General features: G+C 64.5%; 14 protein-coding genes. 13 read left to right on the top strand and 1 reads right to left on the bottom strand.

Annotated features, from left to right (window positions below; genetic code table 11):
• Nucleotides 1-106: 106 nt before the first annotated feature.
• The 11 genes from SRU_RS06785 (at nt 107) to SRU_RS06835 (ending at nt 11,671) form a co-directional block, all read left to right on the top strand.
• A complete protein-coding gene (locus SRU_RS06785; protein WP_011404026.1) occupies nt 107-619 on the top strand; it encodes a hypothetical protein in 513 nt (170 codons plus the stop codon).
• 52 nt (nt 620-671) lie between these two features.
• On the top strand, nt 672-1,496 hold the full coding sequence (locus SRU_RS06790; RefSeq protein ID WP_118828866.1) for a hypothetical protein: 825 nt from the start codon (nt 672-674) through the stop codon (nt 1,494-1,496).
• A gap of 157 nt (nt 1,497-1,653) precedes the next feature.
• Nucleotides 1,654-2,655, top strand: a complete 1,002-nt coding sequence (locus SRU_RS06795; RefSeq protein ID WP_118828868.1) for a hypothetical protein — start codon at nt 1,654-1,656, stop codon at nt 2,653-2,655.
• A gap of 489 nt (nt 2,656-3,144) precedes the next feature.
• A complete protein-coding gene (locus SRU_RS06800) occupies nt 3,145-4,446 on the top strand; it encodes a type IV pilus twitching motility protein PilT (RefSeq protein WP_237702020.1) in 1,302 nt (433 codons plus the stop codon).
• Between the two features lie 66 nt (nt 4,447-4,512).
• The gene (locus tag SRU_RS06805) at nt 4,513-6,720 is read left to right on the top strand and encodes an SPOR domain-containing protein (protein WP_118828869.1); all 2,208 of its coding nucleotides are present in this window, start codon (nt 4,513-4,515) and stop codon (nt 6,718-6,720) included.
• 48 nt (nt 6,721-6,768) lie between these two features.
• Nucleotides 6,769-7,761 carry a hypothetical protein gene (locus tag SRU_RS06810; RefSeq protein WP_118828870.1) on the top strand — a complete coding sequence of 331 codons (993 nt, stop codon included), beginning with the start codon at nt 6,769-6,771 and terminating at the stop codon, nt 7,759-7,761.
• Between the two features lie 118 nt (nt 7,762-7,879).
• Nucleotides 7,880-9,301 carry a type II and III secretion system protein gene (locus SRU_RS06815; protein ID WP_118828871.1) on the top strand — a complete coding sequence of 474 codons (1,422 nt, stop codon included), beginning with the start codon at nt 7,880-7,882 and terminating at the stop codon, nt 9,299-9,301.
• Between the two features lie 119 nt (nt 9,302-9,420).
• Nucleotides 9,421-10,221, top strand: coding sequence for a sugar phosphate isomerase/epimerase family protein (locus tag SRU_RS06820; protein ID WP_011404033.1), 801 nt, complete (start codon nt 9,421-9,423; stop codon nt 10,219-10,221).
• 105 nt (nt 10,222-10,326) lie between these two features.
• Entirely contained in the window at nt 10,327-10,614 is a 288-nt protein-coding gene (gene gatC / locus SRU_RS06825) for an Asp-tRNA(Asn)/Glu-tRNA(Gln) amidotransferase subunit GatC (protein WP_011404034.1), read from the top strand.
• Between the two features lie 103 nt (nt 10,615-10,717).
• Nucleotides 10,718-11,197, top strand: a complete 480-nt coding sequence (locus SRU_RS06830) for a MarR family winged helix-turn-helix transcriptional regulator (RefSeq protein WP_112903839.1) — start codon at nt 10,718-10,720, stop codon at nt 11,195-11,197.
• Between the two features lie 114 nt (nt 11,198-11,311).
• The gene (locus tag SRU_RS06835) at nt 11,312-11,671 is read left to right on the top strand and encodes a nuclear transport factor 2 family protein (protein ID WP_011404036.1); all 360 of its coding nucleotides are present in this window, start codon (nt 11,312-11,314) and stop codon (nt 11,669-11,671) included.
• Between the two features lie 635 nt (nt 11,672-12,306).
• Here the strand turns inward: SRU_RS06835 and galT are convergent.
• Complete coding sequence (galT, locus tag SRU_RS06840; RefSeq protein WP_112903841.1) at nt 12,307-13,347, bottom strand: galactose-1-phosphate uridylyltransferase; 1,041 nt, start codon at nt 13,345-13,347, stop codon at nt 12,307-12,309.
• A gap of 857 nt (nt 13,348-14,204) precedes the next feature.
• On the opposite strand from galT, the gene SRU_RS06845 reads away from it, so the two are divergent.
• A complete protein-coding gene (locus SRU_RS06845; RefSeq protein ID WP_013061811.1) occupies nt 14,205-15,959 on the top strand; it encodes an alanine/glycine:cation symporter family protein in 1,755 nt (584 codons plus the stop codon).
• A 78-nt stretch (nt 15,960-16,037) separates the two neighbouring features.
• On the top strand, nt 16,038-16,670 hold the full coding sequence (upp, locus tag SRU_RS06850) for a uracil phosphoribosyltransferase (protein WP_011404039.1): 633 nt from the start codon (nt 16,038-16,040) through the stop codon (nt 16,668-16,670).
• The last annotated feature ends 15 nt before the right edge of the window (nt 16,671-16,685 follow it).

Below are 16,685 nucleotides of genomic sequence, written 5' to 3' on the forward strand. Positions count from 1 at the left end.
GAGGAGGCTGGCCCCGGTCTGTGCATGGGGCGGATCCCCGTCCCAACAGGGCAGGGACGCCAAAATTTATTCGTTCTGTTCCACATAATCGTACCGTTCTCCCATCATGCAACAGACGCTCCTGGCGCTTCTGGCCCTCATGATGGCCACGTTCTTCAACTTCAACCAGATGCAGACGGAGCTGCAGAAGCAGCGGCAGGTGGTCCGGTCGGAGATGGAGCAGATGGCCCTCGGGGTAGGCATGCAGACCATGGAGGTGATCCGTGCACGGGCCTTCGATGAGGCCACCATTGGCGGAACGGAGGACCGAATCACCGACCCCACGGAGTTCCGAGGCTCATTTGGGGGAGGCATGGATTGTCAGGCATTCGGGGGCAGTCAGACCTGTGACTCGGTGGGGGACTTCCACGAAATGACGCCCAGCACCGAGACCTTCGAGGCGCCGGAGTTCGACATGGAGTTTACCGTTGAGGTGGAGGTCCGGTACCTAGATTCGGGCATGAACGTGGTTCCGGGTCCCACCTTCCGAAAAGAAGTCGTGGTTTACGTCCAGGATGCGGGGGACGACCCCTTTCTGGCCGAGCCGATCCAGTTTTCGGAGGTGCTGAGCTACTACTAAGTGCTCCCTTGATGCCCAACGCCCGACGTTTCTCACAGAGCGGACGCCCGCCATGCAGTTTCTCTACGACAACTTGACGGCGACGGTCATCGCCCTGATGACGACCCTGATTCTCCTGTCGATCCAGTCCCGGGCGACCCAGAACAGCGTGGCGGAGGTGTCCCGGAACCGGATGGGGGAGCTCACGCAGACCTTCGCGTCGTGGCTGGAGCGGGACATCGAGCGAATGGGAGAGAATTTCGAGGACGGCGAGCGTGCCCCGTTCGACAACCCAGTATACACCGAGGGCAGTGGGGGCACCGACATTACCACCCAGTTCACGTTTTACCGCGACTCCACCACGAGCAGCGGTGACGAGTACCGAATTGCGACCCGCTATGAAGTGGCCCAGAAAGGCACCCGCACGGTCGATGGCACCTCGAAACCCACTTATCAGCTGACCCGCAAGAAGCGCCGAAAAGAAATGGGCACGGGAAGCTGGTCCTCCTGGTCTTCGGTGCAGGGGGTGAGCCCATCCTCGCTCGGGTACTTTCAGATCGATCTACTCGACAAAGACGCGAGCCCGGTATCGAATCCGAACGGGAATGCGGACCAGGTTCATAGCGTTCGGGTCCGGTTTTCCGTGGTGTCGCCGTTTCAGAACGCCCAGACGTTTCCGCGGGCGACCCACGTCGGGTCGGTTCTGCTCGTCCGGGATCAATCGGACGCCAGTGTGATCAACACCCCGTCGACGACGGGAGACTGCAAGGGCGGCGGATGGAAGCAGTTGACGGATGGTACGGGCACGCCGCTCGGCTGCGCGGCGGCGTGCATGCACATGGCGTCGGGGGGGAACAAGGGGTCCGACAACTGCATGGGGGGCCCTGGAGGCCCTTAGTGGCGGGCATGGTATCTCGACCACGACATTGTCTTTGCGCTGAAGTTGTACGGGGACGAAGACGAAAGGGAGAGTCTGAAGCACCGGTTGGCCGAACGCCCCGGATCAGGCCGTAGCGACATCGAACTAGCCTCGTTCCAAACAACATCTATTCGCCATGGGAAAGTTCAGCTTGCTTCTCAGCTTATCGGTCGTAGGCGCCGTGACCATTCTCGCATTCCAGGGCAATCAAACCTCCGTCGACACGAGGGAGCGGCAGTCGCTCCGTCAAGGGAAAGTGATTGCCCGCCAGATTGCCCGGTCCGGGTACAACTCGGTGCTGTCGGAGGCCCATGAGGCCGACGGCCCGGACAAGGAGGTCGGGCAGGTGGTGTCGGCGGTGGACACGGTTCAGGGAGAGTACGAAGGGGGCACGTACAAGGCGTGGCTCAAAAAGATCAGTTCCTCGGCGTACACGGCCGTGTCGGTCAGCCGCTTCTCGGTGGCGGATTCGCTCGTGGAGTACCGGATCGGAGGGTACGCCAACAATACCATGAAGGCCCCGACGGTGGAGACGCCCAGCCAGCTTAATGTCACCTTCGAGCAGTCGATGGCCGGCTACTGCTCGGCAGTATACCTGAAGCGGGTGAAGCCGGGCACCAAGCCGAAGAATCAGCCGGACCCCGAAATGGTGTTTCCGCCGGGCAACGACCGGAACGATGCCGCGTCGAGCTACGAGAAAACCATCGAGTCGGGCACGCGGCTCAACTTCATCCTGGCGGTGGACAAGAACTGCAGCCACGAAGGGGACGAGTCGGCCGACTTTCCCGGCGATTACGATCACATCCAGCGGTCCTTCAAGCAGGACGTGGACAAGCTGAATACGATGCGGGAGGCGCCGTACGGCATGGTGGAGGAAACGACCATCGGGTCGTCGGACGGTTGGCGGGTGTCCTTTGAGGACCAGCGGGTCTTCTCGGAGGCCCAGTTATGGGACATCAAGGAAAACGGGTACCCCGACAACTCCTACTGGAGCAGAAGCCGAAAGACGTACGGCGGAAACGGCTGGCGAACGACCCCCGATGGCCTCCGCGACCTCGACGACTATGGCGACATCCCGGATTTCAGTGACCAGGTTTTCAAGGTCGCGCTGACGGATCCGAACTCCGGCTCGACGTAACGGCCCCGGGAGGAATTGCGTCTCGTGCCCGCTGTGTCCGTGCCGAGGAGCTACGAGGAGAAGCCGGTCCGCCTGTGTGCCTTCTCCTCGGTCCCCGTGCGGCCCGCCCCCACCGTTGCTTTAAACCGACGGGGCCCGCTCGGGCATTCAGGGGGGCTCAACATTCGAGAAAGAACGGAAGCCGCAGGGCGAGCGCTCGCCCTGCGGCTTCCGTTGTGTAATCTCTTCCTATGAAAGACTACCAATCTACGGCCGGCATCTGCCGTCCACCGACGCCACTCTTCCCTGTCTGCGGAGGCTGTCTGTACATTCCCGGTGGTTTTCGGCCCGCTGATCCGGCAGCAACGAGGAGCCCCGCCCGTGTGCGCCTCCTCCTCCCCCAAGCGGGAATTTCTGCGCGGGGGGCAAAACGGCTCGGCGTGCCTTTTGCGTTGTGTAATCGTAGAATTCCGCTGTCCCGAATCCTTCAGAATCCGCCCGACTCGTCCCGTGGCTCAAGACCCCCCGGAATTTATTTCGGCGTCCCTGGACGCTGGAGACGAGCAGAACGGTCGCTCGGAAACCGATCCCCGCCCCGCCCTGCCGGACGTCTGTGAGCAAATCATCACCTCCATCCCGGAGTCGCACCGGGGGCAACGGCGGCTCCGATACCTGGCGGAGCAGACGGCCAAGCTCTCGCCCAAACGCGAACGGGCCCTCCGAGACCACGTCAACCAGTTCGTCCGGCGGACGCTGGAACTGGACGCTAGTGACATGGACCTCGGGGGCCGGGCCTGTGACGGCAACGTGTGGTACCGGGTCGACGGGGAGAAGCGACGCGAAGACGAGTTCGGGGCGTACGACCCGCTGGAAACCGACATTCTCGTTCTCAACCTCCTCAACGAGCAGCAGACCCAGCAGCTTCTGGAGGCGGGGGCGACGGACTTTTCGTACCGGCTGGAAGACGTCACGGGCGAGGACGGCCGGCCGCGCCGGTTCCGGGCCACGGCGTATTCGGACTACGACCACGCGGCCCTCAACATGCGCGCCATCACCGACGAGGTGTTTGCGCTGGAGGACCTGGGCTTCCACGAGAAGATTCAGCAGGGCATGATGTTTCGGCACGTCCGGGACGGGCTGACCCTGATTACGGGCGTCACGGGGTCGGGGAAAAGCACCACGCTCGACGCCATCATCGACGCGAACAACGAGGACTTTCCGGGCCACGTCGTCGTGATTGCCCAGCCGGTGGAGTACATGCACAAGCCGAAGCAGTGCATCGTGCGCCACCGCGAGGTGGGCAAGGACGTGGCGACCTTCAAGACCGGCATCACGCAGGCCCTGCGTCAGGACCCCGACATTGTGGTGATCGGGGAGATGCGGGACCCGGCGACGATCCAGGCGGCCCTCGAAATCACTGACTCGGGCCACAAGGTCTTCTCCACGCTCCACACCTCGTCGGCCATGGAGACCATCGACCGCATCGTGGCGGAGGTGCCCCCCGAGGAGCAGCAGCGCGTGCGGCACCGCCTCGCCGACGTGCTGCGGTGCGTCATCTCGCAGCAGCTGCTCCCCAAGATTGGCGGCGGCCGTCAGATGGCGAAAGAGGTGCTCTGGGTGGACTCCTCCGCCCGCGCGGCGATCAAGAATGACAACGTGGGCGAGGTCTACCAGATGATGTGGGAGGGCGGAAACCAGGGGCAAACCACCCTGGAGCAGGACCTGTACCGCCTCGTCCGGAAGAAAAAAATCAAGCCCGAGCACGCGATGGACTACGCGAACAACAAGAAGCGCCTCCGTCGCCTGTTTTAGAGCCGCAGGCCCTGCGCCCTCTCGAGAGATTTCTTCTTCCTCCGAACTGTTGATTTTTCTGAGCCGATGAGCGCACACGCCCTTGGCATCATGGTGTCGGCGGACGCCCTTCACGCCGTCCTCCTGGAACGCACGGACGAGGAGACGAGCGTCCAGTTCCGGTGGTCGTCGGGTTCGTCGGACGCACGCGGGGGGGACCTCCCCTTCGAGGAGCCCGGCGACATGACGCCCGACGTGGAGGAGGAGTCCGACGACGTTACCATTCAGTTCGGGGACGACGGCGGCGGGGGAAGCGACGACATGTTCATGGGGTCGGAATTTGACGACATCGATGGGGGCAGCGAGGCCCTTGGCGGGGACGAGGGGGGCGAGGCGTGGAACTTTCAGGTGGAGCTCGACAACCTGCTCGACGAATGTGCCGAGCGGGGGTACGAAGACCCCGAGATCGCCTTTTGTAGCTCCACCTCTCAGATCGACGACGTGGAGCTCCGGCTCCCGCCGGACGAGACCGACGCGGAGGAGGCCGAGGAGACCGAGCACGGACTTCCCCTGCCGGCCTCCCGCTCCACGCTCCTGGACATGCTGGAGGAGCAGTACGAGGGGGAGGCAGACGGCGAGCGCGTGGGCTTCGTGCCGATGCATCGCACGGGCGACGGATACCAGCGCGTCCTGGCCCTCATCGCGCGGCCGGGCGGTCCGGTCCTGTCGACCCTCGATTCGATGCAGGACCAGACCCTGTCCCGCTCCCCGCAGACACGCCTGCTGGACGCCGAGGTGTCCCTCTACCTCGGGCTGGCCCGCTCGGTGCTCCAGCTGCCGCCCGGCACGCCCGAAAAGACCATCTTCGTGCGGTCCGGCACCGACGACACGCTCGTTCTCTTCATTGAGGGCAACACGCTGCGCCAGTCGGAGCACCTTCCCGAGCTGACGGCGGAGGACTCCGCCGAGACCATCTGCAGCCGCGTGCTTCTGCTGCAGGACGAGTACGGAATGGGGCAGGTGCAGCACCTCATGCTCGTCGCGGAGGAGGACGAAGAGGTGCTCGCCAGCGCGTTCAAGTCGTACTTCTCCACGGCGGAGCTGCACGTGCTCCGGTCGCATCTGCCCGGCGGGGACGACACCGACGCCGAGGCGTACGTTGGGGCCACCGGCGCGGCGCTTCGGCTGCTCGACGACGCCGCGTTTGCGCCGCATTTTCAGCCGGTCAACCTGCTCGCAAAGGAGTACGTCCCGAGCCGCCTGCGGCTCCCGGTGGGGTGGCCCGTGCCTGCGATGCTGACGCTCCTCGCCATCGCGACACTCGGGTTCGTGTGGCTCTACTTCGTGAATGCGAGCACCATCAGCGAGAAGCGCACCGCGCTTCGGGCCCTCGAGCAGAAGGTGAACCAGGTGGACCAGGAGGCGCTCCAGCGACGCATCGACAGCATGAAGGCCATGACGACCGAATACGCCGCGGCGAACAAAACGATTGGCGGGCTCCTGCAGGGGAGCAACAAGTGGAGCAGCGGGCTCGCCACCGTTACGGGGCAGATGAATGACCTCCGCGGCCTCACCATCAACCAGTGGAGCCCGCAGTCCGGAACGGAAGTGACGATCCTTGGGCGGTCCAACGACCGGTCGAAGGTGGTCGAACTGGCACAGCGACTGGACGGCCGCATCCTGGGGCTCACCTTTACGGAAACGCGGGACGTGTCGCTGTACGACTTTGAGCTCACGGTCCCCCTGGATACGACCAAGCCGGAGGCCATCGAGTACTGGCGGGAGCAGCGGGGCGAGCAGCTGGCCGCCGGGACGGAGGCGGTGGACGTGGGGCCGGACGCCCCCGCGCCGGATTCATCGACGACCGGGCCGTCCACCACGGCCCGGGCGAGCCCCGGCACGGGGGCGCCTGCCGCCCCGCCGGAGGCGGAGTCGACCGGCGATGCGCAGGCCCGCCGCGACACACTCGACGCGTCGTCGGTCTGGACGGTCGTCGTGGCCTCGGTGCTGGAAAGTGCGGCGGCCGAGGAGACGGCGCGGCGGTTCCGCGAACGACTCGACGGAGGGGACCATCCGGTGCAGGTGCGACACAGCCCGGAAAACGGTCGGTACCGGGTCGGCATCGGGCGGTTCGTCTCGGTCCAAAATGCCCTCGCAATGCTGCAGGACATGAGCGGCACCCTCCCGGAGGGGGCGTGGCTGCTCAAAATGACGGGGGAGGACGCCGATCCCGCCTCCGCCGGGGCCGCCGCGTCGACCTCGTCCGACCAACCGGACGCGGAACGCTCCGTCTGACGGACCCCCCGACCGCACGCACTCTCTCTTTGCTCACGTGGACGACGCATGTTCTGGCCCGACTCCAATCAGATTTTGCTCCTCACCTGCCTGGTCCTCGTGTGCGGGGCGGGCACGTACCTCACGTATTTCCACCAGCAGGACACGATTGCGTCGCTGGAGCAAAAGATTGAGGCGAAGAAGCAGGATCAGGAAGAAATTCGGTCGCTCCGGGCGGATCGGGCCAACGCCGAATCGCGCCTCCGAACGGTTCGCCGCCGGTGGCGAACCCGGTACAAGGTGGTTCCCGCGACCATCTCGTCTCCGGACATCGTGTCCTACCTCACCGAGCTGACGGAGACGGGATTTCAGCGGTTCGACGTGGCGTCGGCCGGCTCGGAGGCAAGGGACGGCTACAGCGTGCACACCTTCCGCGCGGAGGGGGAGGCCTACTTCACCAATCTGTACGAGTTTGTGTGGACGATCGAGAACAACCGCCCGTTTTACCGCATCCAGGGCCTGAACCTGAACTACCTCGAAGAACGCGAGACCGACGAGGAGAGTGGACGCACGACGATGGACGTCCTCGTCTCGTTCGACATGGAAGTGGAAGCCATCTACGGCGCCGCTACGGATCTGCCCGCCCCCACATCTCCCGACGAGGGAGAAGGGACCGAACGGCTGCCCGTGGCGAAAATGGAGGCCAGCCCGCCCCTCCCGTCCTCGGTCGTGCCCAACCCCGCGCCTGAAATCAATCCGTTCTACCCCCTCGTCTTCGAAAAGGTGCCGCCCAACCAGTACGATCGCCTGAACGTCGAGTCCGCACAGCTGCTCTCCATCGTGGACGGGAAGGCGGTTTTCCAGACCGATGAGGGGCTTCGACAGGTTGGGGAGGGCGACCGGGTGTACCTCGGGCGCATCGAAGAGGTAAGCCCGTCGGAGGGCCGGGTCGTCGCGCGGTTGAACCGAGGCGGGATCGTGGACCGCGTGGAGCGGACGCTGGGCACCGAGAGTCCCCTCCGGGTCCGCGGCACAGACGCTGCGCCTTCCACGAGCCCGTAGGAACGGTCCTTGCGCCCATTTCCAGTAGCATGTCGCCCCACCGTCCGATACGCCGCACAGTACGGCACGACCTGCACGTCTCCCGTTTGCTCTCTCGCACCGCCGACGTTTTGCCTTCATGATTCGCTCTTCTCGCCTCCGGTACGTGCTGTTGGTCCTCGTCGTTGTGGTGTGGGGGGGAGGACTGGGCCTGCCGGCCGAGGCCCAGGAACGACCGGAGCGCCGCAACACCCGCACCGACATTTCCCCCGAGCTGCTGGTGTCCTTCGGCCAGGAGACCTCGCTGAGCCAGTTCATTGAGATCATCAACCCGATTTTTGAACGGGAGTTGGGCAAGCGGGTCGTCGATCCGGAGGACCGGGCGGCGTCGATTGGCGTTTCGATCTCGGGGATGTACTACTTCGATGCCTTCCAGCGGGCCCTGGAGGCCAACGGACTGACGTACCGGGAAACCGACGACGTCTTCCTGGTGCAGGAGGCCGAGCCGGAGGAGAGGGTCGACCAGACGGAGGCCCCGGCCGAGTCTGGCGGGGAAGGGGGAGGGCCGCCCGCCACCGTAGACACCCGCGAGATCCGGATCAACGCCATTCTCTTCAACCTCAATCTCACGAAGGTCCGCAACCGCGGGCTTCGGTGGGACGAGATCCTCGGCTCCACGCAGGGCGGCGGACAGGGCGGCGGGCAAGGCGGCGGCGTCGGGGGCGGCACTGGAGGGGGTGGAACGGGCGGTGCCGGGGGAACGGGCGGCCAGAGACAGAACTATGCCATTCAGACGGAGAACTTGTTCGAGAGCGTCGACAACATTCTCCAGGCCCCCGATCAGATCTCTCTTTCTCAGTTCCGCCGGTTCCTCAATCTCGTGGAGCAGGACAACGTGGGGCGCACCGTCGCAAACCCGCAGGTGACCGTCCAGAGCGGGGAGCAGGGCGAGATTCAGATCGGGCAGGACGTGCCGATCCAGACCACCGACTTTGCGGGGAACACCGTCACGGAGTTCTTCTCGACCGGCATCATTATCGACGTCACGCCCACGCTGCTCAGCCAGCCGGTGGCCGATACCTCCGGGGCGCCCGTGCTGGACTTTATTCACCTGAACGTGGACGTCGAGGATTCAAACAGCCAGCCCTCCGGCTCCGGACCGATCATTAACCGCAATCAGGCCAGCACCCAAATCCTCCTCCTCGACAACGAAGCCACCGCCATTGGGGGGCTCATCTCCACCCAGAAAACCACGAGGCGCAGTGGGGTCCCCATCCTGAAGGACCTGCCGGGCTGGGTCTTCGGGCTTCGGTACATCTTCGGCTCAGAAACCACCAACGTGACGAAGCAGGAGCTTCTCATCGTGCTCCGGGCCGAGATCGTGGATCCGCTTCGGGCCCGAGCGAAGCAAGAGGGCAATCAGGAGCTCATCGACCAGCGGCGTCGGAACGCACAGAAGGCCCTCCGTCGGCTCGGCGAACGGTACGCCGAGGACGCGGAGTTTCCTGCTCCCGAAACGGAGGCGCAGAGCACAGAGAAGGGATCGAACCCGGAGCGCTAGTCGGACGTCTCCGCCTGTTCGCGGGGCGCGCCGCCCCCGAGAGGCAAGTGGAACACCCCTTGGGGTGGTTGATACGGAGGGGCACGTCGTTGCGAAGCGTATGCCCTCCGATCCGCCGCATGGTTCCCGTCTGGCTAACCGACACCGTCACGAGCGACCTGAACCGGGCCCTCCACTACACCCAGCTCTGGGGCCTGCACGGCATGGAGCTGCGGACCGTAGGGGGGCCCGACGACCGCATTCCGTTCGTCAACGAAAAGCAGATCCGTGAGCAACTGGAGGGCACCGATCTTCTGCTGTCGAGCGTGGTGCCGAGCATGTTTGAGGGACCGGTGAGTGACCGGGCGGCCTGGATGAATGATCTCCTTCAGTTTGAGGACACCCTCGAGCTGTGCCGTCGGGTGGGGTGTCCGCGAGTCACGATCAGCCCGTTCGCCGCGGAGCCGGGGGCGTCCCTGGAGCCGATGGCGGAGGCCCTGCAGCAGGCTGGGGAGAAGGCCGCCGAGTACGACTTTCTGGTCGCGGTGCGGAACGGCCCCGAGACCGCGTGTCCGACCGGGCAGGCCCTCGCTGAGCTGTTGTCCCGCGTGGACGCGCCGAATGTCCGGGCGGCGTGGAACCCGGTCGGGGCGCTGCGGGCGGGGGAGGACCCGGCCACGGGGCTCACGGCCCTCGCGGGACTCGTCACGCTCGTCCGGTGCAGCGACGGGCGCGTGGAGGGCGGGCGGTGGGTGGACACGCCCCTGGGGGATGGGGCGGTGGGCTGGGCTGAGCAGCTGGAGCAGTTGTCCGCACAGGGCTTCCAGGGGCCGATCAGCCTGGAAATGTTTCTGGAGCCCCGTCCGAAGCACGGCCTGCGGTCGGCCACCACCCTCATTCGAATGATCCGGACGGTCCGGGCCGCGGCCCCTTCGGACTGAGGGCAGCGGGCGGCCGGCGGGGAAACTCGTGTTGATCGCCTGCCGTTTCGGCCCTGTTGGTATATTGCCTTTCCGCCTCTCAATCGCCCAAGTCCCTGCGCCCAGATGTCTGTGACCCGCGACGACGTTCGGCACGTTGCACAGCTTGCCCGGCTCGATTTTTCGGAGGAGGAAGAGGCCCGGATGGCGGAGGAGCTGAGCGAGATCCTCGGGTACGTGGAAAAACTCGATGAGCTCGACACCGCCGGGGTGCCGCCCATGTCCCACGTCCTGGACGTCACCAACGTCTTTCGGAGCGACGAGATTGAGGAGCGGATTGATCGGGGGCAGGCCCTGGAGCCGGCCCCGGACGCCGACAACGAACACTTCCTCGTCCCACAGGTGGTCGAGTAGCTTCAGTCCGTGCGGTCCACCACAGGACGTTGTCAAGGAACTCTCGTACTGACATTTACGTGTTGTAACATAGAAACTGAAACTCGCAACTGGTTTCCGCAACATGGGACACATTTTGCGCGACCACATCAAACAGACCGAGCCGTTCGAAGACGCGGCCCAGGAGGCGATGTTGAATCTCTTCGTGGCTGCGGCCGAGGTGCGACGGCGCGTGGAGCAGGTGTGTGAAAAGCACGATCTTCAGTTCAGCCACCACAACGTGCTCCGGATCCTTCGGGGCGTGCACCCGGAGGGCCATCCCCGGTGCGAAATCATCGAGCGGATGCTCGATCCGTCCCCGGACGTAACGCGTCTCATCGACAAATTGGTGGACCGCGGGCTCGTCCGACGAACCACCAGCGACGAAGACCGTCGAATGACCATTCACACGATCACCGCCGACGGACTGGACCTCCTGGAACGAATGGGCCCCGAAATCCGCGAGGTGCAGCGGTGGTTCGACGAGCGGGTTGCGGATCGGGATCTCCAGCACCTCTCGAGAATCTGCGAAGGGATCTACACCGGCTTTCAGGACGACGGCTAATCATCGCCCGAAACATGTTGCAACGTACAATGTTGCAACAGTGGACTGATCCGAAGTGGCCAGTCCGACTCCGCGAGCCATTCGATCGTACGTGCATTCAACCCCAACCGAACCATGAGTGACCTGAACGCCCTCGACCAAGAGCTGAACGAGATGATCCTCCAGGGCGAGATTCTGGAGGCCTTCGACAAGTTTTACGCCGACGACGTCGTGATGGAAGAAGGAGACGACCGGCGCGTGGGCAAGGAAGAGAACCGAGAATACGAGGAGCAGTTTGTCGGCTCCCTGGAGCAGTTCCACTCCGCGGAGATCAAGGCCCGTGCCATTGACGAGGAGAACAGCGTCACCTTTTCCGAGTGGCACAACGAAATGACCCTGGAAGGAGTGGGCCGCGTGGATCAGAAGCAGGTGGCGGTCCGCACCTGGAACGATGACGGCCAGATTACCAATGAGAAGTTCTACCAGATTGGGTAGTTGACGCGACGGGTCTGACGGAGGGGACCGGAGTGGGCCGACGGAGATGGTCGGCCCGTCCCCTCTGCCAGGCGCTTCCGAAGATGGTTGTGCGTCCGACTCATTTCCGGCCAGACAGCCCCACGAAGCCCTCCACACGCCGCCTTGCCGGAGTCTTTCTCGGCCCCATCGTCCGTGGGTCCGGGGCGGACAACGGCACCGGCCTTGACGGCACGTTCCGACGCGTGCCCGAATACAGAGGGGTGGCGACGAGGCTTCGGAGGGGGCGTGCTCGTCCTGAGTCCCGCAACGCTTGCGTCCACACCGACTTCGGTCGGCAGATGCAGGCGATCAGGTTCCCTGAGAGCCTCTCGATCAGGAAGGAGCTCCTGGTGCGGATGATACACGGGCCCGGTCCGTACCGCCTGCGCCCGAAGACGACCCCATTTCCTAACGTGGACGGCGGGCCAGACGTACCGTTCTCGCCCTCTTGCTGGCGCTTTCGGACGGCACCCCTCGGTGTGTTCGGAAAATTAGAAACAAAAGCTGTCTGTCTGGGTGGGACCCAGTAGCAGGTTGTTTCCCCCACCAGGAGAAGCCCCAGGGCCGTCTGTGCCCCGGGGCTTTTTTATTGTCTTTGTTGTCGGACTGCGCATCTACGCCGGATTGTCGTCGGTGCCGCCGTCGGGACGTCGAAGCACGGCCGCGTCCCGTTCGGGGATGGAGGGGTTGATGCGCTGACCGGTGCCCACCTCGTAGCCGGCCTGCACCGTGGTACGGGGCCGTATTCGAAGGCTCCAATGCAGGTGGGCCTGGCTGGTGTCGTAGTCCAGTGCCGTCCGGACGAAGAAATTGTAGTCGGGGTCATTCAGGCACTGGTGGAGGCGCTGCAAGACGGCCCGTAGGGCTTGGGCGAGGGCAGTACGGTCCTCGGCCGCGAGCCGCCCGAACTCCGGGTCGTGCGTACGGGGAAGAATCCACATCTCGTAGGGGACTTCGGCGGCAAACGGGACGAATACTACAAACGCCTCGTTCGTCCACACGAGCCGATCCTCCGTGTCGAGCTCGTTCTCAATCATGACGCAGTACGGACACGCACCCAGCTCCTCGTATCGGGCCCGGGCCGCTCGCTCCTCGCGTTCAATCTGGGGCGGGCGAAAATTCGGGGCAATGAGTTGACTGTGGGGGTGTGGAATAGAGGCGCCGGCTCGCGCGCCATGGTTGCGAAAGAGGGCCGGAATGAGCTCCTCGTCGGCCGAACGGATTGCGTGGTAGCGCTGCAGATAGGTCTCAAGGACGGCGTCGACCTGGGCCACGGACATGTGGGCCAGGGGCTGGTGGTGGCGAGGGGTATCGATGATCACCTCCTGGCGCCCCCGACTGGCGCGGGTGCGGTACAATGTACCTGAGCGAGGAGCCCCATTCTGGTCCGGGGCCAGGGCGGCATACTTGTTGGGAACCACCCGTGTCGTCCATCCGGGAGGGGCCTCCTGCGGCTTTTCCCAGATCACCGAGGGCAGCATCGCCTCGTGTCCCGGGCAAAAAGGGCATCCCTCCACGGGGGGATCTTCCGAAGGGGGCGACGAGGCCGATTCCGCTTCCGTGTGTTTGGGGCGGTCGCTTCGAGAGGGCGCGAAGGCGACCCACCGGTTGGTGATGCGGTCCTGGCGTGTTTCTGGGGTGTACGAAGGGGCCATAACGAAGCAGCTGAAAGACGAAAACAGTGGTTCTAGGACCGGGCAGGGGCAGATCGGGCAGACCGGACACACAAACGCCCCCACGGGTCCCTCTTTCCCACACCTTGATAGGAGCACTGCGACACCCCGGTCGGGTCCAGTCAGCCCTGCAGCCCGCGGGCGAGGGTCAAATTCACCATCGGCGTCTGCCGAAACAGCCCCCGCATCGGATTTCCATGAGCGGTCAGGCTGGAAAAGTCTGGGGGAAGGACGAGAAAGTGTATGTCACACACCGCCACACGCAAAAGATTGACGCCGGAAGCAACGCGGTCGGCTCCCAAATCTTGCCGTCGAATATGCTCGTGTCCAGTAACGCCCCCGGTGTGTGTTCGTTTGTGCGGATCGATTACAAGATTTTCCGGAATCGGTGGCCCCGTCTGGCCGCCTGTCTGTGCCGTGCCGACGGTCCTTGCGGGGCCCAGCAGATTCAGGAGGACCGCCGTGCCATGTGGCCGGCTCAAATCGTGCCGGGGAGGGGGCCGGCGGCTGACTGAGTGCCACATGGGGCTTGGGGGGCTGCGGGCTGGAGGGCGTCGTGGAGCGGCGGGATCAGGTTCTGCCTCGCCGGGAAACGCCTGCAGGGGGAGGAGATTCGGTCCTCAGCGGCTTCATTCCGCATCCCAAGGCGGAAAACAGCGTCCGTTTGCGCAGTCGCATCCCACCTCCTATATTCCAACGGCGTTCCAAAAAAAGAGGATCGTCCCCCTGGCAATAATCGTGGGGGCTTGCGTGTGGAGGTCGGAGCTGCTCCCCTGTGGGCCTCCGGGGCGCGACTGCATATTTTCGCGTACTTACTGCCGTGTCACTGCGCTGACCCTATGCTGCAAACGATCGTCGACACCCTCTACGATGTGGTTTGGACCTACGGCATCCCAATCGGGGGGGGGCAATACATTCCGTGGGTGGTGCTGCTCCTGCTGGGGGCGGGCATCTACTTTACCCTTCGACTGGCCTTCGTTCAGATTCGCCAGTTTCCGCACGGCCTTGCCGTCACGTCGGGGCGGTACGACGATCCGGACGACCCCGGAGACGTGTCGCACTTCCAGGCCCTAACGACGGCGCTGTCGGCCACCCTCGGGATCGGCAACATCGCCGGGGCGGCCCTTGCCATCCACGTGGGCGGCCCGGGGGCCCTGTTGTGGATGTGGGTCACCGGCATCCTCGGCATGGCCACCAAATACAGCGAGGTGACCATCGCGCAGTTCTACCGAAACGTCGAGGAGCCGACCGAGGCGGAAAAGGGCACCTGGCAGCAGACCTGGAAGGGGACGGTGGCCGGAGGGCCTATGTACTACATCGAAAAGGGACTGGGCTCAAACTGGAAGCCCCTGGCGATCTTCTTCGCCGTGATGCTGATGATCACGTCCTTCCTCACCGGAAACGCGGTGCAGTCGAACACGGTGGCCGACGTCATGAACGCGGAGTTCGGCGTGGCGGTATGGCTCTCGGGGCTTGTACTGGCCACCATCATCGCCCTCGTCATCCTCGGCGGCGTGACCGCGATTGGGCGCGTCACGGGCATCCTCGTGCCCGTCATGGCCGCGGCGTACGTGATCGGCGCGCTCCTCGTCCTTGCCTTCAACTACACGGAGATTCTCCCGACGCTCGGGAGCGTCTTCACGAACGCCTTCAATCCGTCCGCGGGGGTGGCAGGGACGGGGGCTGGGGCCTTCTTACTGACGTTTACGTACGGGGTGCAACGCGGCCTCTTCTCCAACGAGGCCGGCATGGGCTCGGCCCCCATTGCCCACTCGGCCGCCAAGACCGACGAGCCCGCCTCGGAGGGCGTGGTGGCCCTCCTGGAGCCGTTCATCGACACGATCACGGTCGTCACGCTGACCTGCCTGGCCATCCTCGTGAGTGGGGCCTGGGGGGCCGAGGTGCCCACGGAGTTCAACTTCGACTCCGGCAACGCGGACTACCGGGTGGAGAACGAGGGCGGCATCTTTCCCAGCTCCGATACGCCGGAGGAGATCCGAATTGAGAACGGCGAGCAGCAGGTCCCCAATCCCGACGAGGACGCGCAGTTTGCCTGGCGGCAGGCCGTGGTAAGCTCCTTCTACACGTCCTGCGCCAACGACTGCGACGAGGCAGAAGACCTCCAAGAGCCCTTTACGGGCACGCTCTACCCGACGAAAGAGGTCGCCGTGGCCGACGACGGGACCGAGTACCAGGTCCTGTACGGAGAGGGGGTGCGCAGCGGGGCCCCCCTTACCCGCCTTGCCTTCGAACGCGGCCTCTCTCCGCTCGGCGACTGGGGCGGGTACGTCGTCATCCTGAGCGTGCTGCTCTTCGCCATCTCGACCTCCATCTCGTGGAGCTACTACGGCGACCGCTGTGCCTACTACCTGTTCGGCGAGCGGGCCATCTTCCCGTACAAGGTCGTCTTCGTGCTCATGAACTTTACCGGTGCGGTGACCGCCCTTACGACCATCTGGACCATCGGGGACATCGCCCTCGGGATCGTGATTGTGCCGAACCTGATTGGCGTGATCCTGCTGACGGACAAGGTGAAGGAGATCACCGACGACTACGGGGCCCGAAAACCGTGGCTGGAGGAGTCGGAGACGTGATGGGCCCGGGGGCGGGGCGTCGCCTCGCCTCCTGTTGTCCCACGTCGGTCGTGCTGTGCCCACCATTCTCAATTTCCCATGGAGAACGTGACTGTTGTCGACCACCCGCTCTTGAAGCGTGACCTGACCCTCCTGCGCCGGGAGGAGACGCCGCACGGCCAGTTCCGGAAGACGGTGTCCGACGCGGCGGCGATTCTGGCCTACGAGGCGATGCGGGACATCGAGCTGGAGGAGACCTCCATCGAGACGCCCCTCGAACAGACGACCGGCTACGAGATCGCCGAGGAGGTGATGGTCGTGCCCATCATGCGGGCCGGGCTCGGGATGGTGGATGGCTTCGTGCGGTACGTGCCGGAGGCCCGCGTGGGCCACCTCGGGATGCAGCGCGACGAGGAGACCTACCGGCCCGTCGACTACTACAGCAACATCCCCTCGACCATCGGGCACGCCCACGTGTTCGTGGTGGACCCGATGCTGGCCACAGGGGGCAGTGCGTCCTTTGCCATCGATCACTTGAAGGAGGAAGGGGGACAGGACTTTACGTTTGCGTGCCTGGTGGCGGCGCCCGAGGGGGTCCAGAAGCTCCGCGAGGAGCACCCCGACGTGCCCGTGGTGACGGCGGTATTGGACCGGGAGCTGGACGACAATGCCTTCATTCGGCCCGGCTTGGGCGACGCGGGGGACCGAATCTTTGGAACTCGTGAGTCATGAGTCATGAATTGTGAG

The sequence above is a fragment of the Salinibacter ruber DSM 13855 genome, from assembly GCF_000013045.1.
GTDB classification, from domain to species: Bacteria; Bacteroidota; Rhodothermia; order Rhodothermales; family Salinibacteraceae; genus Salinibacter; species Salinibacter ruber.